Below are 22165 nucleotides of genomic sequence, written 5' to 3' on the forward strand. Positions count from 1 at the left end.
GTTCGTTCAGCGTCTCTTCTACGCTGCCTCGGACCAGTTCTTTTAGTTGGCCCTTGATTACTTCCTCGTTTAGCTGTACAATTTTCTCAGACATGGTTTACAGACTCCTTTCAGAATGGTGTGTGGTAACTTCATTCTACCAGAGATCTGCAAACCATGTCTCTTTTTATCCTCTATTCAATTTGCGCAACTTATCTTACATTATCCTGTTTGTTCGAGAAATGCCATAGATTAGCGTAAAATTTGTTGATTTTGCCAAACAAATGTTAGAAGAACAGAGTAAATGTGGATAAAGACACAAAAAATACGGAAAAAAAGGAGGCTACTGTGCGTTTTGCACAGTAGCCTTCTTTGGTGTGGATGAATTACTTCACAATTTCCTTGCCGTATTCGTCGTACTCAAAGAAGCCCTTGCCGGTTTTTACGCCCAGCCAGCCTGCACGAACCATCTTACGCATCAGCGGATGCGGACGATACTTCGGATCGCCAGTCTCGCGGTACAGGGTTTCCATGATTGCCAGGTTGACGTCATGACCAACCAGATCAGCGGTGTGGAGCGGGCCGGACTTCATGCCGGCACCCAGCTGCATTGCGATATCAATGTCCGCCGGGGAAGCGATGCCATCGGCAACGATACCCATAGCCTCGTTCATCATCGGGATCAGGATGCGGTTTACCACAAAGCCCGGGCCTTCCTGTACGGTAACCGGGGTTTTGCCCAGAGAAGCCATCAGCTCAAACGCGGTCTTGAAGGTTTCATCCGAGGTCTGGATTGCACGGGTTACCTCAACCAGCTTCATGATCTGAGCCGGGTTGAAGAAGTGGCAGCCGATAACCTTGTCCGAACGCTTAACGGAAGCGGCCAGCTCGGTCGGGGACAGGGCAGAGGTGTTGGTTGCAAAGATCGTGTGTGCCGGGCAGATATCGTCCAGCTCCGCAAGCAGTTCTTTCTTCAGATCCATACGCTCGAGGATAACTTCCATTACGAAGTCAGCATCCGCAGCGGCCTTGCGGTCGACCGAAGTCTTCAGACCAGCCAGCAGCTCATTCTTGTGCTCCTCAGTGATCTTTTCCTTCTTTACCATGAAGGACAGATCGTTGGTGATGGTCTTAACACCGCGATCGAGGAACTCCTGCTTGATATCGATCATGGTTACGTCATGGCCGTTGCTCAAAAATACTTCTGCGATGCGTGCACCCATGTTACCGGCGCCGAATACACAAACTTTCATGATAATATAACCTCTCTCTCACTCTTAACAATGCAAAAAACGGCTTACTTATTCTTAAATTCCTTAGAGGGCTTTTCCTTGTTCTTGTCGAGGAAGTATGCCATGCCGTACTTCTGATCTTCGGTAGCAAAGCACTGACCGAATACGTTGCCTTCAAACTTCAGGGCGGAATTCAGGTCGGTCTGCATGCCGACATTGATGGCTTCCTTGCACAGTGCAACCGCAATCGGAGCCTGCGCTGCAATCTCTTCCGCGAGCTTCATGGCTTCGTCCATCAGGTTTTCCAGCGGATATACGTAGTTGACCAGACCCATTTCCAGCGCCTGCTGTGCGGTGTAGTTGCCGCGGGCCGTATAGATCAATTCCTTAGCCTTGCCCAGACCCACAATGCGAGCCAGACGCTGCGTGCCGCCGCAGCCCGGCGTGATACCCAGACCGACTTCCGGCTGACCGAACAGTGCGTTGTCGGATGCCAGACGGATGTCACAGCTCATGGCAAGCTCGCAGCCGCCGCCCAGGCAGAAACCGTTGATAGCCGCGATAACCGGACGCTTAAAGTTTTCGATCTTCCAGCAGACACGGTTGGCGTCGTTGCCAAAGAACTTGCCTTCTTCCACGGTCATGGTAGACATCTGCGAAATGTCGGCGCCGGCAACAAAGGAGTTGACCGTCTTGCCCTTCTTGTTGACCATAGAGGAGCCGGTCAGGACAACGCAGTATACGTCGTCCATCTTGCCGACTTCATCAAACGCTTCTTCCAACTGGGCATACATATCGGTGGAAAGCGCGTTCATGGCCTGCATATGCTCGATCTTGACGACCGCTACATGGCCCTTTTTCTCAACTACTACATCAGTCATTGATAAAGACTTCCTTTCAATCGTTCTGACGAACCGGTATCCGTCAGAGCGAAAGAACTGACGGATACCCATTCAAATTACAGGAATCTATGCGGGGAGGACGCGAAAAGCTGTCTACCGGTTTTTACTTGCAGAGCTCGTCGCGCTCTACGATCAGGGCTTCGCCCATGCCGCCGCCGATGCACATAGTGGCAAGGCCGATGGTCAGGTCGCGCTTGATCATCTCGTGAAGCAGGGTGGTGGTGATACGGCAGCCTGCTGCACCGATCGGGTGGCCGAGTGCAATCGCACCACCGTTGACGTTCACCTTGTCCATATCAAAGCCCAGCTCACGGTTTACAGCAGCCGCCTGTGCCGCAAATGCCTCGTTGGACTCGATCAGATCCAGGTCTGCAACGGTCAGGCCGGCACGCGCCAGTGCCTGACGGGTGGATTCGATCGGGCCGATACCCATGATGGACGGATCACAGCCAACCGAGCCGAATGCGCGAATCTTGGCCAGCGGCTTGAGGCCGTGTGCCTTAACGAAATCCTCGGACGCGATAATCATGGCTGCGCCTGCGTCGTTGATGCCGGAAGCGTTGCCTGCGGTAACCGTGCCGTCCTTCTTGAAGGCCGGGCGCAGCTTTGCCAGACCCTCGAGCGTGGTCTGGGGACGGCAGTGCTCGTCGGTATCGAAGATAATGGTTTCCTTCTTCTTCTTGACCTCGATCGGAACGATCTCGTCCTTGAACTTGCCGTCAGCGATTGCCTTGGCAGCCTTCATCTGGGACTCATAGCCGATCTGATCCTGCATCTCGCGGGTAATGCCGTACTTCTCGGCAACATTTTCCGCAGTAACGCCCATGTGGTACTGGTTGAATACGTCGAATACACCGTCATAAACCATCAAGTCCACAAACTTCACGTCGTTCATACGAGCGCCCCAGCGCATGTTGCGGGAGATATACGGTGCGCCGGACATGGACTCGCAGCCGCCGACCAGCATCATCTGATCCTCGCCGGAGCGGATGATCTGAGAGCCCAGAGAGATAGCGCGCATGGAGGATGCGCAAACCTTATTCAGGGTCATGGCAGGAGTCTCAAGCGGCATACCGACGCCGAGAGATACCTGACGGGCTACGTTCTGGCCGACGCCGCCCTGCAAAACCTGACCAAACAGGCATTCGTCGATAGCAGCTTTGTCAACGCCAGCGCGTTCAATGGCAGCGTTGGCAGCAGCGATGCCGAGCTGAGCGGCAGGTACGTCGCGAAGGGTGCCGCCATAAGTGCCGATAGCGGTACGGGCAGCGGAACAGATGTAAACGTTCATTTGGCTGTTACTCCTTTTCTTCTCTGGCACCGGATGCACCGGTGCAGTTTATTGTCTCTTTCGAGTTCGTTAATATTTTATCAAAAGTGTGGAGAATTGCAAGAGGTTTTGCGAAAGTTTGTGGAGCGGTTGGCAATATACCCAACATCTGTACAATACACACACAGAAAAAAACGGAATTTAATCGTTCGCCAGACCCATCCATGCGTCACGAAAGATGTGGGCATCCATCCGCTTGATCGAGCCGTCCTCGACAGTCAAAGTCATCTTGTCTGAGATACCCTCTGCCGCCGCGACGTTAGCGATTTTCTCCGGTGCGCCGATGCTGTCGCGGTGGCCCTGACCGGCTGCGAAAAACAGAGTCACGTTGTTTGGATGACCGGTCTTGCGGCCTCTTCCGCTGCGATAATGCTTACTTTTTTCATGTTCTATCATACTCCCTTGCATGACGGACGCTTGGCGCGGCCGCCCAATTTACGCCAATTGCCGGATTGTCCGAATGGCTTCCGGGATGCCGTCTGCGGAGTCCATAATGACGCGATGATCAGCGTCAATTTCTTCATACAGATAGGGGCAACCGGTGCAGCCGCGGATAATCAGCAGTACGTCGTAATGGACGCCGTCCTCCGGATAGGAAAACGAAGCGGCATCCACAAGGGAGGTGCGCACGGTTTGATAGGCTTCTCCGCGGTCGTAGCGCGGATTGCAGCCGCCGCAGAATTTGACAGTGCAGCACAGCATGGTGCGGTGAGCCTCCTTTGGCTGAGTGAAATTGCAAACATAGGCACTCACAGTGCGCCATGAATGCCTATGCGATGCCCAGAGATTACTGGATACGAGCAATCTTCTTTGCCAGTTCCTTCTTCATTTCCAGATTGGACTGACGGGCAATCATGATGCGCTGCGCCTGAGGCGAGCCTGCGCCGTGCATGGATTCCGGCAGATAGCCGACAGCAGCAGTGCCCATCGTCATATTTTCAATCAAACGCAGTACGCGCATACGGTCCTCGGTGGGAACGGAAGCGACTCCCTTGAGATACTTCTCAATGTAGGGTTTCAGGGCCGGGTTGCGGTAGTCAGCCTCGGAGGGCTGTGTGACCATCAGGCCGCCGGCGAGATCCTGTGCCAGACGCGCGATTTCGTACGGGAAGCGGGTGACGTTCTGCTTGCAGACGTTGGCCAGCAGCAGATCGATGAGGTAGTTGCCCGCTTTGGTCTTGGTGCCATGGCTGGAGCATGCGATACCGCAGCAATACAGCGTCTCGTTCAGGTGGGTCATTTCGATGAGCTTATCCTTGACATGGGAAGCCTTGGCAGAACCAGCCATGTCGCCTGCCAGCGCGGTCGCGCCGATCAGAACGTCGCCCACGCCTACCTTGCAGCCGCCGTAGGACTGACGATGGTAGCCTGCAAAACGCTCTACGATCATGCCGGCAAACTTCACTTCGCCGTTGAGGAAAATGCGGTCGTTCGGCACGAACACGTGGTCAAAGATGACCAGCACTTCGTGGCCGCCGTAAATCTTGTTGCCCACGTCGATATCGTTGTATTCCTCAGTCTTGCGGGTGTCGCAGGACTGACGGCCGTAAATCAGCGTGATGCCTTCGGAATCGGTCGGAATCGCGAAGGAAATCACGTAATCCTCGTCGCCTTCACGCATGGAGATGGTCGGCATGACCAGCACTTCGTGGCTGTTTACAAAACCGGTCTGGTGCGCCTTTGCGCCGGTGACATATACACCGTCCGCGGTGCGCTCGACAACATGGAGGAACAGGTCGGGGTCGGCCTGCTTGGAGGGGGCCAGAGAGCGGTCGCCCTTAACGTCAGTCATAGCGCCGTCAACAGCCAGATCCTCGTCCTGTACGCGGGTGAGGAACTTGACAAAGTTCTCATGATACTTGGTGCCGCAGGCCTCGTCGATCTCGTAGGTGGAGGAAAATACCGCGTTCATTGCGTCCATACCAACGCAGCGCTGGAAGCAGGCAGCGGTCTTCTGACCAAGCAGGCGCTGCATCTTGACCTTTTTTATCAGGTCGTCGGTGGACTGGTGCATGTGGGTGAAGCGGTTGATCTTCTTGCCCGAGATGTGGCTGGTTGCGGTCATCAGGTCTTCATACTGGGGATCCTCTGCCAGCTCATAGGTAGCGGCAAAGGAGTTGAGGGAGGGGCGGATGATCGGGTTATCCACCGGATTGTCTACCTTTTCACCGAACATGTACAGGTTGAGCTTCAGCCCCCGCAGGGACGCGATGTACTGGTCTTTGGTCATCATAGCGATTAAGTATCCTTTCTTTTTCAAACTTTCTGAGCAACTTACCTTCTAAGAAAAACTGGGCGGGGAACGCGGGAGTTCCCGCCCTATTCAGGCGAAACGCTTACAGAAATCACAAGCACTCGCGATATATGCGCTCGCCAAATTTGAACTTTGCGGCAAAGTCACCGAAGTTTGAAAACTTGTAAATAGTCGGGGCGATTATGCTCGCTCTCTTGTCCTGCATCAGGGAGGCGATGAAAGCATCCATAGCCATAAATTGATATATCTCTACTCGATCATTTCATGAAAGGCCGTGCGAGCTTTAACATCTTTGGCAGATCAGAATCGTCCTGTGCTTTTATTGTAGCAAATTCATGCCACAACTTCAACACAAACAAACAAAAAATCATCAAAAAATAACCAGCGATTGCTATGTAAAAGACAATATAAAATCCCGTATTTTTAAGTACGGGATTGTCATATTGTATCTGAAAAGGGTTTATAAATGGGAAGATTGGTCGAAACGCTGAAAATCTCTTGTCGCAGCTGTTGTTCTTTAGTTGTTTTGTGAAAACCGGCTTAAAAATGCCTTGGTGCGCTCGTTTTGGGTATTTTCAAACAACTCGGTTGGGCTGCCCTCCTCGACGATCACACCGCCGTCCATGAACAGAATGTGGTCGGCGACATCACGGGCAAAGGCCATCTCATGTGTGACAATGATCATCGTGGTGTGCTGATCGGCCAGTGAGCGAATGACCTTGAGTACCTCTCCAGTCAGTTCGGGGTCGAGTGCGGAGGTCGGCTCGTCGAAGCACAGGATGTCCGGATGCAGCGCCAGTGCGCGCGCAATCGCCACGCGCTGCTGCTGACCGCCGGAAAGCTGGTGCGGATAATGGCTCATACGCCCCTCCAGACTCATCTGGCTAAGCAGTTCAATGGCGTGGCGTTCAATCTCTTCGTGGATGGCGCGCTTGTTCTGCTTATAGTCCGGCCGCTCCTTGGCAAGCAGCAGGCTGGCCAGCATAACGTTTTCCAGCGCGGTATACTGCGGGAACAGGTTGAATGACTGGAACACCATGCCGAAATGCAGACGACGCTTGCGGATTTCTTCATCGCTTTTGGAGGAGTGGTCCGCGGCATCAAACAGCGTATTGCCGTTGACAATGATGCGCCCTGCGTTGGGCGTTTCCAGAAAGTTGAGGCAGCGCAGCAGAGTGGTTTTTCCCGAACCACTCGAACCAATGATAGCCAGCGCCTTGCCGCGTTCGAGCGAAAAGCTGATATCGTCGAGCACCTTGGTGGCGCCGAAACTCTTGTTGATGTTTTGTACTTCCAGAATGGGCATTTCGGCACCTCCTTATACGCGGAAATAATCCATTTTCTTTTCCAGCCAGTTAAACAGCAGCGTAAGTATGCCGCAGAACAACAGAAAGAACAAAGCGGTGGAAAACAGCGGCCAGATCAGTCCCTTGGCGGCATACTCCTTGCTCATCATGATGATTTCCTTGGTGGCGATGACGTTGGCCAGCGCGGTATCCTTGATAAGCGTCATGAACTCGTTGCCCATGGGCGGGATCACACGTTTAATGACCTGCAAAAGTGTGACCTTGAAAAAAATCTGGCTTTTGGTCATGCCGAGCACCTGCCCTGCCTCATACTGACCGCGCGGAATGGATTGAATACCACCGCGGAAGATTTCGGAAAAATAGCAGGCGTAGTTGACGATAAAGGCCACGCAAGCGGCAGTGACACGGGGCAGCAGCTGGCCGTTCCACAGCAGGCCCGGACCGTAGAAAATGACGATGATTTGCAGCATCAGCGGTGTGCCGCGGATAATCCAGACAAATACCTTGACGATAAACGAAATAGGCCGCAGCTCCGCCAGCACCACGGCCCATTTCTTTTGAGCCAGCCGGGTGTTTTTCAGACGATGGAACGGCGCCCATTTGCTCATCGAGCCGAAGGAGATGATAAGCCCCAACGGCAGCGCGAACAGCAGCGTGACAAAAAAGATCTGGCAGTTGATGCCGAAGGTTTTTGTCAGGCTGGAAAAAATGACGGACATTGAAGTCATTGCAATTTCCTCTCCCCAAACAAAGGCAGGCGGGGCAGCATAAAAATGCTGTCCCGTCAGCGCTATCTTTCTTATTGTAATAGATTACTCGGCAAGACTCAGACCGTATTTCTCAGCCAGCGCGGGGAGCGTGCCATCCTGGACCAGCTCCGCCATGATCTTGTTGACTTCCGTGCAAAGGTCGCTGCCCTTGCGGAAGCCGATGCCGTACTCCTCAACCGACAGCTCCGCGCCCTCAATCATCATCAGGTCGGCAAAGTCGGTGCCTTCTCCGATCATGCTCTTGGCGAGCGTCCAGTCAAGCACCGCGGCGTCAGAGGCGCCGGACTCGATCTCCAGCAGCGCATCGGTCTGCTTGGTCACGGTGGTCAGATTGGCCTGCGACAGATTCTCGTCCGCCTCGATTGCCGACTGACCGGCCGAACCGGCCTCAGCTACCAGATTGGCGCCCGACAGGGAAGCGGTGTCGGTAAACTTATCCTTGTTGCTGTCCTTGATGACAACGACCTGCATGTTCTTGACATACGGATCGGAAATTGCAATATTTGCCTTTAACTCGTCCGTGATGGTCATACCGTTCCAGATGCAGTCGATGCTCTTGGCATCCAGCTCAACGACCTTGGTATCCCAGTTGATCTCAACAAACTCAGGTGTAACACCCAGCTTTTCGCAGACTGCCTTGGCAAATTCGGTATCAAAGCCGGTGAACTCGCCATTTTCATCGGTGTAGTTCATCGGCTCGTATACGGTGTAGCCGATTACCATTTTGCCGTTATCCTGCACATAGGCCAGATCGCTGGTGGTTTCCGTACCCGTATCGCCGTTGTTATCCGTGCCCGCATCCTCGGTTTTTTGGCCGCCGCAACCGGCTAACAGAGCAAGGCTCATCGCACCGGCGAGCATCAGCGCCAGCAGCTTTTTGGTTTTCATAAGGATCCTCCTAAATTCACTTTATCATACTGCGTTGTGAAAGTCATTTATCATTGTACCACTTTATTTCAGAAAATCAAGGAAAAGTTTTGGGATTATTATGGGGATGTTTTGGCATAAGGCAAACCTTTGCTTGACCTGCATGTGCAAATATAATATAATGGATAAAAATTGTTGAAGATAGACAATATGGAGGTTGTGGTAAAATGGATTATACAGCACTTTATCAAAGCAAACTGACAACAGCGGAAGAGGCTGTGCAGGTAGTGAAATCGGGAGACTGGGTAGATTATGGCTGGTGTGTCGGCACGCCGGACGTGCTGGATCAGGCGATGGCAAAGCGTCTGCCGGAGCTGACGGACGTCAATTTCCGCGGCGGTGTTTTGATGCGTGTACCGGAAATCTATAAGATTGAAGATCCCGCAGCGCATATGACATGGAATTCGTGGCATATGTCCGGCGCTGAGCGCAAGTTTGTGGCCACTGGCGCAGGCTTTTATTCGGCTATGCGTTATTCCGAGCTGCCGCGTTTTTACCGTGAGAGCATCGGTCACGTTGATGTAGCCATGATGCAGGTGGCACCGATGGACAGCCACGGCTTTTTCAGCTTTGGCCCGCAGGCGTCGCATCTGCGCGCGGTGTGCGATGTGGCGGATAAGATTATTGTAGAAGTAAACGAAAATATGCCGCGCTGCCTGGGCGGCATGGAGGATTGCATCCATGTCTCCGAGGTAGATATGATTGTCCAGGGAAATAATGCGCCCATGCCGGAGATGGGTGCGGCAGCAGCAACCGAGGTGGACAAAAAGGTTGCGGAGCTGATTGTGCCTGAGATCCCGAACGGCGCTTGCCTGCAGCTGGGTATCGGCGGCATGCCGAATACCATCGGCGCTATGATTGCGGAATCCGATTTGAAGGATCTGGGCGTACATACGGAAATGTATGTCGATGCGTTTGTTGACATCGCCAAGGCGGGCAAGGTCACAGGCCGCAACAAGAACATTGACCGTGGCCGTCAGGCGTACGCCTTCGCTGCCGGCACCAAGAAGCTGTACGATTATCTGGATAACAACCCGGAGTGCGCTTCCATGCCGGTCGATTACACCAATGACGTGCATGTGATCGCGGGTATTGATAATTTTATTTCCATCAACAATGCGGTTGACATTGATCTGTATGGTCAGGTCAACGCCGAGTCCGCCGGTACCAAGCAGATTTCCGGCACGGGCGGCCAGCTGGACTTTGTAATGGGTGCATACCTGTCCAAGGGTGGTAAGAGCTTTATCTGCCTGTCCTCCACTTTCAAGCAGAAGGACGGCACGATGGCATCCCGTATCCGCCCGACACTGGCAAACGGATCGACCGTAACCGATACGCGTTCGACCACACACTACGTTGTGACCGAGTATGGTATGGTCAATCTCAAGGGTAAGGCCGCATGGCAGCGCGCCGAAGCGCTGATTTCAATAGCGCATCCGGATTTCCGTGAGCAGTTGATTGCAGATGCGGAGAAAATGTGCATCTGGAAGCGCTCCAACAAGCGTTAAAGCAAACCATATATGCAGAAGGGCAGCCGTCCATAAGACGGCTGCCCTTTTATATGTACTTATCTGGCATTATATAAAATGCAAAAACTGGCGCTTTTTTAAATGCCACAATCGGATTATAATGGAGCCATCGGAACAGAAAAGCAGAAAGAAGGCGCTGATAACATGACCAATCATAAAACCAAAACCATCATCATCGCGGCGTTACTCGCGGCGTTGACTGCTGTTGCTACGATGATTATTAAAATTCCGACACCCACCCAAGGTTATATTCATCTCGGCGACGGTATGGTGCTCATTTGCGGTATCCTACTCGGACCGGGCATAGGCGCGGTGGCCGCAGGCCTTGGTTCCATGCTGGCCGACCTGTTTGGCGGTTATATGGCATGGGTGCCGGGCACCTTCGTCATCAAGGCGCTGACCGCATTGGTTGGCGGTTGGCTGTATCATCATATGGTGAAGCGGGAACACATGTCCACACCGGTGCGTGTGGCGATCTGCGGCATTCCGGCGGAACTGGTCATGGTTGCAGGGTACTATGTCTATGAAACCGGTATGGAACTGTTGATGGGCAGCACGGCTCAGGCGGCGGCGACCGCAGTGCTGGCAGGGGTGCCGTTCAACGCGGTGCAGGGGCTTGCAGGCGTGATTGTATGCGCGGTGCTGCTGCCGGTACTGAGCCATGCCAGTGCGGAAATGGGTGCGCGCATCCGCACCTGAAAGGTCGATAAGGACAAAAAACGAGCCGTTTTTACGGCTCGTTTTTTTGTTTAAGCAAGAGAGATATACTGCTGGGGATCGACCTTTTCATCACCTACATGGACTTCAAAATGCAGGTGCGGCCCGGTGGAGTTACCGGTATTGCCGGAAAGTGCGATTTTATCGCCCTTGGCAACGATATCGCCGACCGAAACCAGCAGCTGGGAGTTGTGTCCATAGAGGGTCTTATAACCGTTCTGATGGTCGAGGATGATATATTTGCCGTAGCCATTGCCTGAATCCTCGGCTACAATCACCTTGCCATTGTCCGCGGCATAAACCGGTGTGCCTTCGCTGGCCGCCAGATCAACGCCGCTGTGCAGTTTACCCCAGCGCCATTTAAAGCCCGAGGTGAAGGTGTAGTCGCTGATGGGCACCATAAATTCGCCCGTGCCGATGCCGATGTTGCGTGTGCCGACCTCAATAATCTCGTCGGTTGCATTGCTGAGTACGGTGCGCTCCAGAATGGTACGTCCGTGCTCCTGTCCGTCTACGGTCTGGATTTCAGCGGTGACCACCGCTTCGCCTTCGCTGCCCTCCTGAATGGTGGCGCAGTAGGTTTGATCCAGTTGGTCGTTTTCGCGGGTGATGGTTTCATAGGGAATGGACTCGGTATAAGTCACCGCGCGTGTGGAGGTCACATCCAGTCGAGGAGACAACTGCTCATAAAGTGCGGACAGGTCAGAGACTCGATCGGTCTCCGCGACTACCTCATCCACCCGCACGGTTTGTAGAAAATCCGTGTTTTCGTCCGCGGCGGTGGTGTATTGGGCTTTTACCCGGTCGAGCAGCGCCTGCGCATCCTCGGCAGAGCGGCATACGCCGGCGCGTTCGCCGTCAACCGAGATGACCGCCAGCGTGTCCAGTTCCCCGCTGGCATCGATAAGGTCGCTTTTCAACTCCTCCTCGGTTAGAAATTGGGATGCAGGTGCACGCAGGGTACAGGTTTCAATCGAGACCGGTAGGGTATATGCCCCGTCCGACAGTGTCGAAGCACTTTGCTCGATTTCCGCTACCGCTGCGGATAGCGTGTCCGAGTTTTCCACCAGACCGAGCGGACGATCGTTGGCATAGATCATCGTACCGCTTTGCGTGAGCAGTGTGCCGGGGACGAAAAATAGAGGCACAAACACAGCAAGCGCACAGACCGCACGCTGCCGTCCGACAGAGCGCACAGCGCGGCCGATGGCAGGCCACAGCGGCAGATCATACAGCAGGCAGATCAGTCGGTCCAGCAGCAGAACAGCATGGACCAGCCCGTACAGCAGTCGGGAAAACAAGCCGAAAATAACAGATAACAGGTTTCGCATGATGGTAGTATGGAGAAAAAGTACTCCCCATATTCCCTCCTTTCGCAATCCAAAGGTTACAGTTTGGTAACAATGGATAGCTTACGCAAACAGGAGGGCGAAGTCATACGAAACCTGTCGGAAGGTTTAAATATTTTATTTTTTTGGCACGTTACCGGTGAAATCAGTGGGGAAAAAGCGCGGATCGAGTGGTTTTTGCTGATAATATCGGTCGAGTACAGCGCGCTGCAACGAGACGGCCAGCGGCACGGCCGCATCGAACAAATCGAAGAAGGAATCCGTGCGCTCCTCGTCGTTTGCGGTCCAGACGCGGTGTTCCTGATTGGCGCAGTCGGCGGGCAGCGGCTCGTCTGGACGGATGAGCGCGGAGGCCAGACCGGTCTTGCCCATCAGTCGCTCCAGATGCAGCAGGCGACCGCGGATGTGGCTGCCGCTGTGAATCAGATGCAGGATACGGCGCATGTCGTGCAGCGAGCGGTATACCGCGGCCGGAGAGACGCGCATCCCATAGGCATCGCGCGCTGCATGCGCCAGCACACGAGCCAGAACCGTACATTCCGCGGCGTTGGGATCGAGCAGGCGGAACGCTTCATAGCCTGCGGGCTCGGCGGCAATGTAGCCGGCAATCATGATACCGTCGATATCGCTTTCAACCAGCTTGCGGCGGGCTTCGGTCGAATAGCCGGGCATATAGAGCGTCAGGCGGTCGGCCTGCGCCTCGATGAAGGCGTGGGTGACGCGGCTGAGCGCATAATTTGTGCAGAAACCGAACACATAGGCCAGCGCCGCGGTGTTGTGCTCCTGTAGGGCAGCCGCGCAAAGCGCTTCAAACAACGGCGCGGGCGGCTCGGTACAGATGCGATGGGCCAGTCGGCGCACCGGGCCGGGGAACGGCGCGTGATAGTAGGCGAGCGGGTCGGGCCCTTGTGCGCCCCAGCGGTAAGCCGCAGGGCAGGCATCCGCGATGTGCGCCACGGAATCCCCTGTGACACGCTGTACGGTTGTGGCAAAAATATGATGAGTGGCAAAAGACGGCATAACAGTTCACCTTCCGCAGACAGCTTTTCGGCAGTGCCGCAATTTATGCGGCGCAACCTTGACAAAATATTATCCATAGTATACCGCAATCGGCTGCAAAAAGCCAGCAGAAGCGGCATATATATTTTCTGTCAAAAATGGAAGGACATTTGCACGGAGCACAGAGGAGGGCCGGACGGAGGAAGCGCCGTCCGGCCCTTCAGGCTGGTTTGTGATAGGTGTATCAGGCTGCCGCAGCAGTATCCTGTACCGGTTCACCACGATTGCCGCGATTGCCGCCCATACCGCCGTGTCCCGTGCCGCCGCTGCCATACAGCGGGCCGTCCAGCGTGACCTGCGTGGAGGAGGTGCCGGCTGTGACGGTATAGGTGCCGTCAGCTTCCAAACCGGGGCAGCTGATGACAACCGAGCTGAAGGATTGCGGCGCCTCCCAAGAAGTCAGCACGTTGCCGGAACTGTCGCTCACGGAAACTGTGCTGCCTGCCGCCTGCGCGTCCACGGTCAGCAGAATTGCGCCCTGTGTAGAGGTTTCGCCAAAGTTCTGTGCCATACCGGACGAGCCTGCGCCGATTAGCGTACCACCGGTGATGGAGGCGCTGCCGTTGTAGTCAAGCGCCGAGTCTGCGCTTCCGTCCTTGGTGGAAACAAGAACCGTGCCGCCGCTGACCGTCAGGTCACCGTTGGAGTCCAATCCGTCGCCGCCCGCGTTGATGGTCAGGTTGCCGCCGGAGATGGTGATATACACACCGTTTTGTGCGGCAAACTGGTCCTGACCGTTGCCGCCAAAGCCGCTCTGGTCAGCGCCGCCCGCTGCGTTGACACCGTCATCGCTGGATACGATATTGATGTCGCCGCCGCTGACCGTGACGGTCAGACCCTCCAGCCCTTCGTAGCAGGTGGAGATGTCGATTTTACCGCCCGAGACGGTCAGTGCACCGTCCGCGTGGAAAGCGTCGTCACCGGTTTGAATGATTGCTGTACCGCCGCTGACGGCCAAGTCGCCGTTGGAGTGGAACGCGTCATCGGCGCAGTCGAGCGTGAAGCTGCCGCCCAGAATGGTCAGCGCGGTACCGGCTTTCAGGCCCTTGGTGCTGACGGTGTCGGTGGTGCTTGTGTCAGCGGAGTCGGCAGCGGCTGTGGTGGTATCTGCGGCAGCGTCGGATGCCATGGCGTTATCGGTTGGAGCCGCATCCTGCGGCATATCGGCGGGCGGCTCCATGCCATCCGGAGGCGTTTCACCTGTCGGACGCTCCGGCGGCTGTGTGCTGCCGTCCGGAGGGGCGGTGCCGTCATCGGTTAGGGGCATGCGGCCACCCTTTCCGCCGCCCATACCGCCGGGTGCGGTATCGCTGGTGTGCGTTTCGCCGTTTACGCTTCCGCCGCCGGTGGTGATGGTGCAGGCCGCGTCATCCACCTGCATCCAGCTGCTTGCGCTCATGCCGTCGCCTTCCGCGGTGATGGTAAAGGTGCCCCCGGCAAGGTAGACAAAGCCCTTGTCGGTATCCTCGGTGTTGTCGCTCTGTATAGCGTCCTTTCCGGTCGTCAGGGTGAAGGTGCCGTCCGCGATGCGCACGCTGTCCTTACCGGACAGGCCCTGACCGGTGGCGTTGACCACATAGGTGCCGCTGGTGATCGCAAGGTCGTCCTTGGTGACCACGCCATGTCCGGCGGGGGATTCCACGGTGAGTGTGCCGAGGCCGTTGAGTGTCAGATCGGACTTGGAGAAGATGACGCCGTCGATATTGTTGTCGTCGAGTGGGGTAAAGGTTTCACCGCCCGACAGCGTGTTTTGCGAGTCGGCCGCTGTGGTCACAAAGACCTTGTTGGCCTGCCGCACATAGAGAGCCGCGCAGTCCTCGCAGTGGATGCTCGCGCCGTCCAGCACAAGCTGAATTTTGTCCGTATCGTCGGCATCAACGATAATCATACCGTCGTCGAGCGTGCCGGACAGGAGATAGGTACCCTCGTCGGTGATGGTGATGGTGCTCCCGCTTACCGTGACCGCGTCGCTGTCGCAGGAGGCGGTGCTGCCGGAGAGCGTAATCGCGGCGGCGGTCGTCTCATCGTAGCCGACCTCCAAATCGCGGTCGGTGAACATGTCCGATGGGGTAACCGGTGCGGTCTGGCTGGTCGTGCTCGTCGCTTTAGCAGCTTGACAGCCGGATACCAATACGGCTGCTGCCACAAGCAGCGGCAGCAGATAATGTTTTTTCATCACAGATCGCTCCTTTTATAATTCGGCGGTGATGGTTTCCTGCTTGGAAACCGTGATTTCCAGATTGCCGTTACGGCAGCGCAGCTTATCAATCAGCTCTTTTTCCATGCTCGCGCTGCGCAGTGTGATGTTGTAGGTCAGCCGAAATAGACTGCCCATGTTGGTGGTTTTTACCTGTGTCAGCTCACAGGCCGAGGTGTACTCCCGCAGCAGTTCGTCAAAAACGCCGGTGTAGTCCAGATCCTCCGGGATGGTGATGTGCAAGGTGCGATACCGCGCGGCCTTTTTCCCCGCGCCGAAGTCGATGTGGTTATACAGCATGGTGGCTGCGCCCAACACGATGGCGAATAGAAACGCATATGCGATATAGCCCATTCCGATGATCAAGCCGGTGCCCATGGCCAGAAAGATGGCGCCTATTTCCTTGGCGGTGCCGGGTACCGAGCGAAAGCGCACCAGACTGAACGCACCGGCTACGGCGACACCCGCGCCGACATTGCCGTTGACCATCATGATGACCACGCAGACAATGGCTGGCAGCAGTGCGAGCGTGGCCACAAAGCTGCGGGTGTAGCGCGTGCGGTACATGTAGCAGGCCGCGAGCAGCAGTCCGGCGATCAGCGCGCTTGCCACGCAGAGCAAAAAGTCGGTCACCGGGATGACGGTGGTCATCTCCGTGTCAAACAGGCCGCGAAACAAATTGTCAAGCATAAAGCAGTCCTCCGGAAAGGTCAGTGTCCAGCATGTTTTGGTATGCTGCACCGTATTTGGAAAACGAGGTGGGGAAAATACCGTGTGCGGTCAGCGCATGTGTGATCCAGAGCGGCATGCCGCCTGCGGTTTTGATTTCCATGAGTGTCTGGCCGCTTGCCAGCAAAGGCGTGCCGTAAACCGGACTGCCGAGCGAGAAGTCGCGGCAGCGATACTGGATATTTTCGTCAAAGGTGATGCGGAAGTCGCTGCCGTCCAGCGCAAAGAATGCTTCGCGATCATAGGAGAGAAAGACTGTGGGATGCAGCGTGCGGTAATACGCCCGGAAATACTCGATTTCATCGGCAATCTGCGATTGTATCGGCAGCGCAGCGCCGGTGCGAAAGCTGGTCATGGCCTGTTCCTCCGGCAGTACGAGACGGCGCTTATAGACCACTGACTGAAACTTCTTCTTCAGTTCCACGAATACAGGGTCTCCCGGCCGCACCTGCTCGTAGCTGCGAATGCGCAGCTTTTCCTTGTAGGCGGGCTTTTCGAGCGACCGGCGAATCAGTCGAAAGGTGTCGGTATCATAGTAAATGTTGCGGATGGTACTGCGACCGAATTGATCCAGCTGCATACGTCCCCGCATGGCGCGCAGCAGCTGTTCTTTTTGCTGTGCGCTCAATAGGTATTTGATTTCGTATCGCACAAAGGTTGTCTGATACGCCATGAGTGTGACCTCCTTATTGCAGGCCTGCGATGCTGTGCGCCGCAGGCCATTCTGCTTATTGATCGTGTTTCAGTATACCGCCGCCGCCTTAACCAAACTTTAACCGAAACCTTAACCGAACTTAAAATTACCGATATATGCAAATAACAACACCCGCCTCAAGGGGCGGGTGTTGTATGGTTTGTTATGCAGGAAAGGTCACGGTGATGAGCAGAGAAGCTTCATCTGCCGTAGAAGCGGTGATTTTACCCTTGTGTGCAGTGACGATTGCCAGCGCAATGGAAAGCCCGAGACCATAGCCGCCGGTTTGCGAATTGCGGGACTGGTCGGTGCGGTAAAAGCGGTCGAACAGGTGCTCGGTCTGGGCTTTGGTGATGTGGTCGACTGCGTTCCAGACCGACAGTCGGATGAGGTTCTTTTGCTGTTCCAGCGTGCAGATAATGGTGCTTTGCGAAGCCGAATATTTGACCGCGTTATCCAGCAGGATGGAGAACAGCTTGCGTAGGGATTTTTCGTCCCCGCACATCGAGAGCATCGGCTGAATGTGCAGTTCCAGCGTTTTATCCTGCGTGCGTGCCACGGCCTGAAACGGTACGACGGTTTCTTCCGCAATGTCGGACAGTGGCAGCTCAAGCATTTGCAGTCGGGCTTGCTCCTCCTCCATGCGGGAGAGCAGAATGAGATCGTTTGTCAGGTCGGCCAGCCGTTTGGTTTGTGTCTGGATATCGCTGACCCATTCGTTTTCCCCGTAGTCCATGGCAAGAATCTCCGCATCGGCATTGAGGATGGTCAGCGGTGTTTTCAGTTCGTGTCCGGCATCGGTGATAAACTGCTTTTGTTTTTCGTAATTTTCCAGAAATGGCCGCACAATGCGTCCGGACAAAAAAATCAGCAGCAGCAGAACCAGCAGCGAACCGACAAACGACACGCAGATACAAGCAAGCAGCAGTGTTTTAAAGTTATCCAGTCCGCGGCTGCAATCGAGGAACAGGATGAGTGGCGCTGATGAGGAAGTATCTACCAGAAAGCGATATTGGTTGGCAAAGCCCTGTGTTTTGCCCTGCGCCCAGACAGTTTGCGCATAGGAAATAGCGTCCGAGGTGTCCACCGCGGCAATTTTGCCGGTATTGACCGACTGTACGCTGCCGTCCTGCGTGAGTGTGACAAAGAAATAGCGCGTTTCATAGGGAAGTTCGGGCGATAGAGGCGGTTCCTTTTTTGGGAAGGGTTCGTCCGGCGGCACGGCATGATTGGATTTCGGGAAAAATCCATTGTTGCTGGCCAGAAGCGAGAGCGTCGCGTCGGCATCCCGAACGATCTGACCATAGTAGACGAGATTGACAGCGCTCATGATGACCAGCAGCACAGCCAACAGCGAGACCATAGACGCGATAATCAGCTTGATGCGCAGTTTTCGGATCATGGCAGTTCCTCCAGCGAATAGCCCGCGTTTCGGGTGGCCTTGATTTGGATATTGGCTTGCAGCGCGGACAGCTTTTTGCGCAGATAGGAGATATACACCCAAACCACATTGATTTCCGCTTCGCTGTCATAGCCCCAGATTTTTTCCAGCAGGCGTTCGGATGTGATCAGGTTGTGCGGGTTGCGCATGAGCAGCTCGAGCACCTGAAACTCCTTGTTGGCCAACCGGAAGCTGCCTGCCGGGGTGGACAGCTCAAAAGTGGCGCAGTCCAGCGTCACGTTACCCATTTGCAGGCGCGAATCGGTCTGGGTGGTCTGTGTGCGGGTCATGGCCCGGATGCGTGCGAGCAGTTCCTGTGTGTGAAAGGGCTTGGTCAGGTAATCGTTTGCTCCGGCATCCAGCCCGAGCACCTTGTCGTCCACTTCCGCTTTTGCGGTCAGCATCAATACCGGAATCCGGTTGCCCTTGCTGCGGATGGTTTTAAGCACGGTGATGCCGTCAACCTTGGGCATCATGATATCCAGAATAACACCGTCATAATTGTCCGCCTCCAGATAATCCAGCGCGGCTTGCCCATTGTCCACGGCGTCCACGGAATAGTTATTCCGCTCCAGAATGGTAACCAGCGCTTTGGACAAGGCTTTTTCATCCTCGGCCAGTAATAACCTCATGTGTTCTTCTCCTTATCAGAGTATTCGATAGCCGTTTTGCGTCTTTTGCTTTTATTATACAATACCGGTGCAACTTTAAATAGAGTTAAAGTGCAGCGGATGATACAGCAAGGGCTGCCGATTGTGCGACAAGTGGAACTGTGGTATAATAATAAAAACATTGCATCGTTGTAGACGGAGGGAATAGAATGGATTTTGCGGATTTTTTTGCGATGGATAAATTGTCACAGCATGATGAGGAACAACTGCTCGAGTCCGCGATGCAGCTGCAACAGATGATGATGCTTTATGAGGCGGGTATCCGTGAAATCAAAACCAAGCTGGATATTTTAAGCGATGAGTCGCGCATTTCGGGCAAGCCCAGCCCCATCGACTCCATTAAAAGCCGTATCAAAACCCCGCGCAGTATCATCGGTAAGCTCAAGCGGCGCGGATATCCCATCTCGCTGCAATCCATGATGGAAAACCTTAACGATATCGGCGGCATCCGCGTGATTTGTCCGTTTATAGAAGATATTTACACCGTGGCCGATATGCTGATGCGGCAGGATGATTTGACGCTGATTGACCGGAAGGATTATATTGAAAATCCCAAGCCCAACGGCTACCGTAGCCTGCATCTGATTCTGGAGGTGCCGATTTTCCTGTCTGATCGCACGAAACCCGTGCGCATCGAGTTGCAGCTGCGCACGATTGCGATGGACTTCTGGGCAAGTCTGGAGCATCAGCTGCGCTACAAGTCCGATGTCAAGGTGCCGACCCATATCTCGGATGACCTCAAGGCCTGCGCGGATGTCATTGCCGCAACGGATGAGGAGATGCAGCGCATCGCCAAAGAATTACACGTACTCTGAACCGAAAGGAATTACTCTTTATGCAATACATACCCGTTATTACGCTGGCACTGGTCGTGGTGCTGCTGGTGCTTGTCCTTGTGCTGCTCACCAGACGGCCGCAGACGTCCGGCGGCAGCGACGCGAACAGCTCTATTACGGCGCTGGGCACGCTGGTCAACCAAAATCTGCGCGAGGGGCGCGAGGCGCAGATGAGCCAGCTGTCTGCAATGGACCAAAGCCTTGCGGGAAAAATGGGCGCGGTGACCGACCAGCTCGGTCAGTTTGAACGGCGACTGCACGGCTTCACCGCGGAAACCACGCAGAATCTGGAGAATATCCGTGTCACGGTGGATCAGAACCTGCGCGCTATGCAGGCGGATAACAACAAAAAGCTGGATGATATGCGGCAAATTGTGGACGAAAAGCTGCAAAAAACGCTGTCAGAGCGGATGAATGAGTCGTTCCGGCTGGTCAATGAGCGGCTGGAGCAGGTTTACAAGGGACTGGGCGAAATGCAGACGCTCGCGCAGGGCGTAGGCGATTTGAAAAAGGTGCTGACCAACGTCAAGACGCGCGGCATTGTGGGGGAAATTCAGCTTGGCGCGATTTTGGAGGACATCCTCGCGCCCGAGCAGTATGCCGTCAACGTCGCCACGCGACCGAACAGCCGCAACGTGGTGGAGTACGCGGTCAAGCTTCCGGTTGAGGATGGCGGACACGTCTGGCTGCCCATCGACTCTAAATTCCCGGGTGATACCTACGGTGCGCTGCGCGACGCCTATGAGGAGGGCTCGCGCGAGCAGATCGATGCCTGCGCAAAAGCGCTGATCGCTACGCTGAGGTGCGAGGCGAAGGATATTCGCGATAAGTATCTGGAGCCGCCGTATACGACGGATTTCGGCATCCTGTTTCTGCCGTTTGAGGGCCTGTACGCCGAGGCGGTCAGCCGCGGCATGGTGGAGGTGCTGCAGCGTGATTACCATGTCAATATCGCCGGGCCAAGCACGATGGCGGCACTACTCAACAGCTTGCAGATGTCGTTCCGCACGATTGCGATTCAGAAGCGCTCGGGCGAGGTGTGGAGCGTGCTGGGTGCGGTCAAGACCGAGTTTGACAAGTTTGAGGCATGTCTGACGCAGACGCAGACAAGGCTGGATCAGGCCAGCCGCGAGCTGGATAAGCTAGTCGGCACGCGTACGCGCGCAATTCGGCGTAAGCTCAAGGGCGTGACCGAGCTAAGCGAGGCGGAAAGCCAGTCGGTGCTCGGTTTGACGAACGGTGCCGATGTGCCAGAGGATGAGGAGTAAAGCAAGGGGGCTGTCCGGTGGAGGGACAGCCCCTTCATAAATTCTTAAGAAAGATTTCACAGTTTTGTGAAGGACAGGCAGTGCAAAACAGGATAAAATAAAATCAGAAATACAAAGGAGGATCGTGGTATGAATCAGGACAACGAAAAAGCAAATGGACTGTGGGATTGGTTTCGGCACTGGACAGATGTCCTGTTCGGCCCGATCGAGCGCGGCAAATACCGCGGCTGGTAACGTGGAAAAAGCGTCCCGGCGGCCCATGCGAAAGCATGTGGCTGCGGGGACGCTTTTCTTATGCCTCGATGTAATAGCCCACGCCGCGTTCGGCATGTATCTGCGTATCCGAGCCGATGGTGCGCATCTTGCGGCGCACCAGAGATAAGTAGACCTCGATGGCGTTGTAGGCGGATTCACTGTCGATGCCCCATACCTTTTGCCGCAGGGTTTCGCGCGGCAGCACCTGACCGGTGTGCAGCAGAAACAGTTCGATAAGCTGCATTTCCTTGCAGGACAAGCGAACCTTACCCTCCGGTCCTTGCAGCATGCAATGCCCGCGATCAAGCGATAAATCGCCGGCCTGTAGGATGCGGGGCTGCAATACCGGACTGCGTCGGCTGAGCGCGCGGATGCGTGCCAGCAGTTCTCCGATCAGGAAGGGCTGGGTCAGCACATCGTCCGCGCCGGCGTCCAGCACCAGAATGCGGTCGCGCGCGGACAGACGCGCCGCCACAATCAGCAGCGGCACGGACATACCGTCCTCCCGCAGTGCGGGCAGGAGCGCGGTCAACTGCTGCGCTGCAGCCTTGCCTGCACTGTCAATTAACAGGACTGCGACGTCATACAGCCCTTCCGGGCAGAGAAGCGGCTCCGTGCCGGGCATGCGGATATGGTCGAATAAAATGTGCTCGTGACGGAGCGCTTGCGGAATCTTTTTGTTGTCGGTTTCCCCAATCAGAAGAATACGCATGAAGAAT

At 55.1% G+C, this 22165-nt stretch carries 21 protein-coding genes; 4 read left to right on the forward strand and 17 right to left on the reverse strand.

Going from position 1 to position 22165, the window contains the following annotated elements; translation table 11 throughout:
- Positions 1-365: 365 nt before the first annotated feature.
- The 9 genes from ACTQ3V_RS07590 to ACTQ3V_RS07630 all read right to left on the reverse strand — a co-directional run bounded on the left by ACTQ3V_RS07590 (position 366) and on the right by ACTQ3V_RS07630 (position 8662).
- Positions 366-1235, reverse strand: coding sequence for a 3-hydroxyacyl-CoA dehydrogenase NAD-binding domain-containing protein (locus ACTQ3V_RS07590; protein ID WP_441467038.1), 870 nt, complete (start codon positions 1233-1235; stop codon positions 366-368).
- A 41-nt stretch (positions 1236-1276) separates the two neighbouring features.
- Positions 1277-2092, reverse strand: coding sequence for an enoyl-CoA hydratase-related protein (locus tag ACTQ3V_RS07595; protein ID WP_441466992.1), 816 nt, complete (start codon positions 2090-2092; stop codon positions 1277-1279).
- Positions 2093-2216: 124 nt separating this feature from the next.
- Entirely contained in the window at positions 2217-3404 is a 1188-nt protein-coding gene (locus ACTQ3V_RS07600) for an acetyl-CoA C-acetyltransferase (RefSeq protein ID WP_441466993.1), read from the reverse strand.
- A gap of 180 nt (positions 3405-3584) precedes the next feature.
- Complete coding sequence (locus tag ACTQ3V_RS07605; protein WP_441466994.1) at positions 3585-3839, reverse strand: hypothetical protein; 255 nt, start codon at positions 3837-3839, stop codon at positions 3585-3587.
- A 39-nt stretch (positions 3840-3878) separates the two neighbouring features.
- Positions 3879-4145, reverse strand: coding sequence for a hypothetical protein (locus ACTQ3V_RS07610; protein ID WP_441466995.1), 267 nt, complete (start codon positions 4143-4145; stop codon positions 3879-3881).
- Positions 4146-4230: 85 nt separating this feature from the next.
- On the reverse strand, positions 4231-5676 hold the full coding sequence (locus ACTQ3V_RS07615) for a 4-hydroxyphenylacetate 3-hydroxylase family protein (RefSeq protein ID WP_441466996.1): 1446 nt from the start codon (positions 5674-5676) through the stop codon (positions 4231-4233).
- 538 nt (positions 5677-6214) lie between these two features.
- Complete coding sequence (locus tag ACTQ3V_RS07620; RefSeq protein WP_441466997.1) at positions 6215-7003, reverse strand: amino acid ABC transporter ATP-binding protein; 789 nt, start codon at positions 7001-7003, stop codon at positions 6215-6217.
- A gap of 12 nt (positions 7004-7015) precedes the next feature.
- Positions 7016-7732 carry an amino acid ABC transporter permease gene (locus ACTQ3V_RS07625; protein WP_441466998.1) on the reverse strand — a complete coding sequence of 239 codons (717 nt, stop codon included), beginning with the start codon at positions 7730-7732 and terminating at the stop codon, positions 7016-7018.
- A gap of 84 nt (positions 7733-7816) precedes the next feature.
- Complete coding sequence (locus tag ACTQ3V_RS07630; protein WP_441466999.1) at positions 7817-8662, reverse strand: transporter substrate-binding domain-containing protein; 846 nt, start codon at positions 8660-8662, stop codon at positions 7817-7819.
- Between the two features lie 206 nt (positions 8663-8868).
- On the opposite strand from ACTQ3V_RS07630, the gene ACTQ3V_RS07635 reads away from it, so the two are divergent.
- Both ACTQ3V_RS07635 and ACTQ3V_RS07640 read left to right on the forward strand, forming a co-directional pair.
- Positions 8869-10209: a butyryl-CoA:acetate CoA-transferase gene (locus tag ACTQ3V_RS07635; protein ID WP_441467000.1), complete on the forward strand. Its 1341-nt coding sequence runs from the start codon at positions 8869-8871 to the stop codon at positions 10207-10209.
- Positions 10210-10374: 165 nt separating this feature from the next.
- Positions 10375-10929, forward strand: coding sequence for an ECF transporter S component (locus ACTQ3V_RS07640; RefSeq protein ID WP_441467001.1), 555 nt, complete (start codon positions 10375-10377; stop codon positions 10927-10929).
- Between the two features lie 50 nt (positions 10930-10979).
- Here the strand turns inward: ACTQ3V_RS07640 and ACTQ3V_RS07645 are convergent, their stop codons facing one another.
- The 7 genes from ACTQ3V_RS07645 to ACTQ3V_RS07675 form a co-directional block, all read right to left on the reverse strand.
- The gene (locus tag ACTQ3V_RS07645; protein ID WP_441467002.1) at positions 10980-12278 is read right to left on the reverse strand and encodes a peptidoglycan DD-metalloendopeptidase family protein; all 1299 of its coding nucleotides are present in this window, start codon (positions 12276-12278) and stop codon (positions 10980-10982) included.
- A gap of 135 nt (positions 12279-12413) precedes the next feature.
- Positions 12414-13316, reverse strand: coding sequence for a hypothetical protein (locus tag ACTQ3V_RS07650; RefSeq protein WP_441467003.1), 903 nt, complete (start codon positions 13314-13316; stop codon positions 12414-12416).
- 223 nt (positions 13317-13539) lie between these two features.
- Complete coding sequence (locus tag ACTQ3V_RS07655; RefSeq protein ID WP_441467004.1) at positions 13540-15531, reverse strand: carbohydrate-binding domain-containing protein; 1992 nt, start codon at positions 15529-15531, stop codon at positions 13540-13542.
- Positions 15532-15546: 15 nt separating this feature from the next.
- A complete protein-coding gene (locus ACTQ3V_RS07660) occupies positions 15547-16242 on the reverse strand; it encodes a DUF4956 domain-containing protein (RefSeq protein ID WP_441467005.1) in 696 nt (231 codons plus the stop codon).
- Entirely contained in the window at positions 16235-16954 is a 720-nt protein-coding gene (locus ACTQ3V_RS07665) for a polyphosphate polymerase domain-containing protein (RefSeq protein WP_441467006.1), read from the reverse strand. Before ACTQ3V_RS07665 ends, ACTQ3V_RS07660 begins: the two co-directional genes overlap by 8 nt.
- A gap of 184 nt (positions 16955-17138) precedes the next feature.
- Positions 17139-18377, reverse strand: coding sequence for a sensor histidine kinase (locus ACTQ3V_RS07670; protein WP_441467007.1), 1239 nt, complete (start codon positions 18375-18377; stop codon positions 17139-17141).
- Entirely contained in the window at positions 18374-19048 is a 675-nt protein-coding gene (locus ACTQ3V_RS07675) for a response regulator transcription factor (RefSeq protein ID WP_441467008.1), read from the reverse strand. The genes ACTQ3V_RS07670 and ACTQ3V_RS07675 overlap by 4 nt, the downstream gene beginning before the upstream one ends.
- A 188-nt stretch (positions 19049-19236) precedes the next feature.
- Between ACTQ3V_RS07675 and ACTQ3V_RS07680 the strand changes: the two genes are divergently transcribed.
- Positions 19237-19902, forward strand: a complete 666-nt coding sequence (locus tag ACTQ3V_RS07680; protein WP_441467009.1) for a GTP pyrophosphokinase — start codon at positions 19237-19239, stop codon at positions 19900-19902.
- A gap of 20 nt (positions 19903-19922) precedes the next feature.
- Positions 19923-21191 carry a DNA recombination protein RmuC gene (locus ACTQ3V_RS07685; RefSeq protein ID WP_441467010.1) on the forward strand — a complete coding sequence of 423 codons (1269 nt, stop codon included), beginning with the start codon at positions 19923-19925 and terminating at the stop codon, positions 21189-21191.
- A 292-nt stretch (positions 21192-21483) separates the two neighbouring features.
- Here the strand turns inward: ACTQ3V_RS07685 and ACTQ3V_RS07690 are convergent, their stop codons facing one another.
- Positions 21484-22158 carry a winged helix-turn-helix domain-containing protein gene (locus tag ACTQ3V_RS07690; RefSeq protein WP_441467011.1) on the reverse strand — a complete coding sequence of 225 codons (675 nt, stop codon included), beginning with the start codon at positions 22156-22158 and terminating at the stop codon, positions 21484-21486.
- Positions 22159-22165 lie beyond the last annotated feature (7 nt).

Source organism: Candidatus Agathobaculum pullicola, from assembly GCF_052117205.1.
Classification (GTDB): domain Bacteria; phylum Bacillota; class Clostridia; order Oscillospirales; family Butyricicoccaceae; genus Agathobaculum; species Agathobaculum pullicola.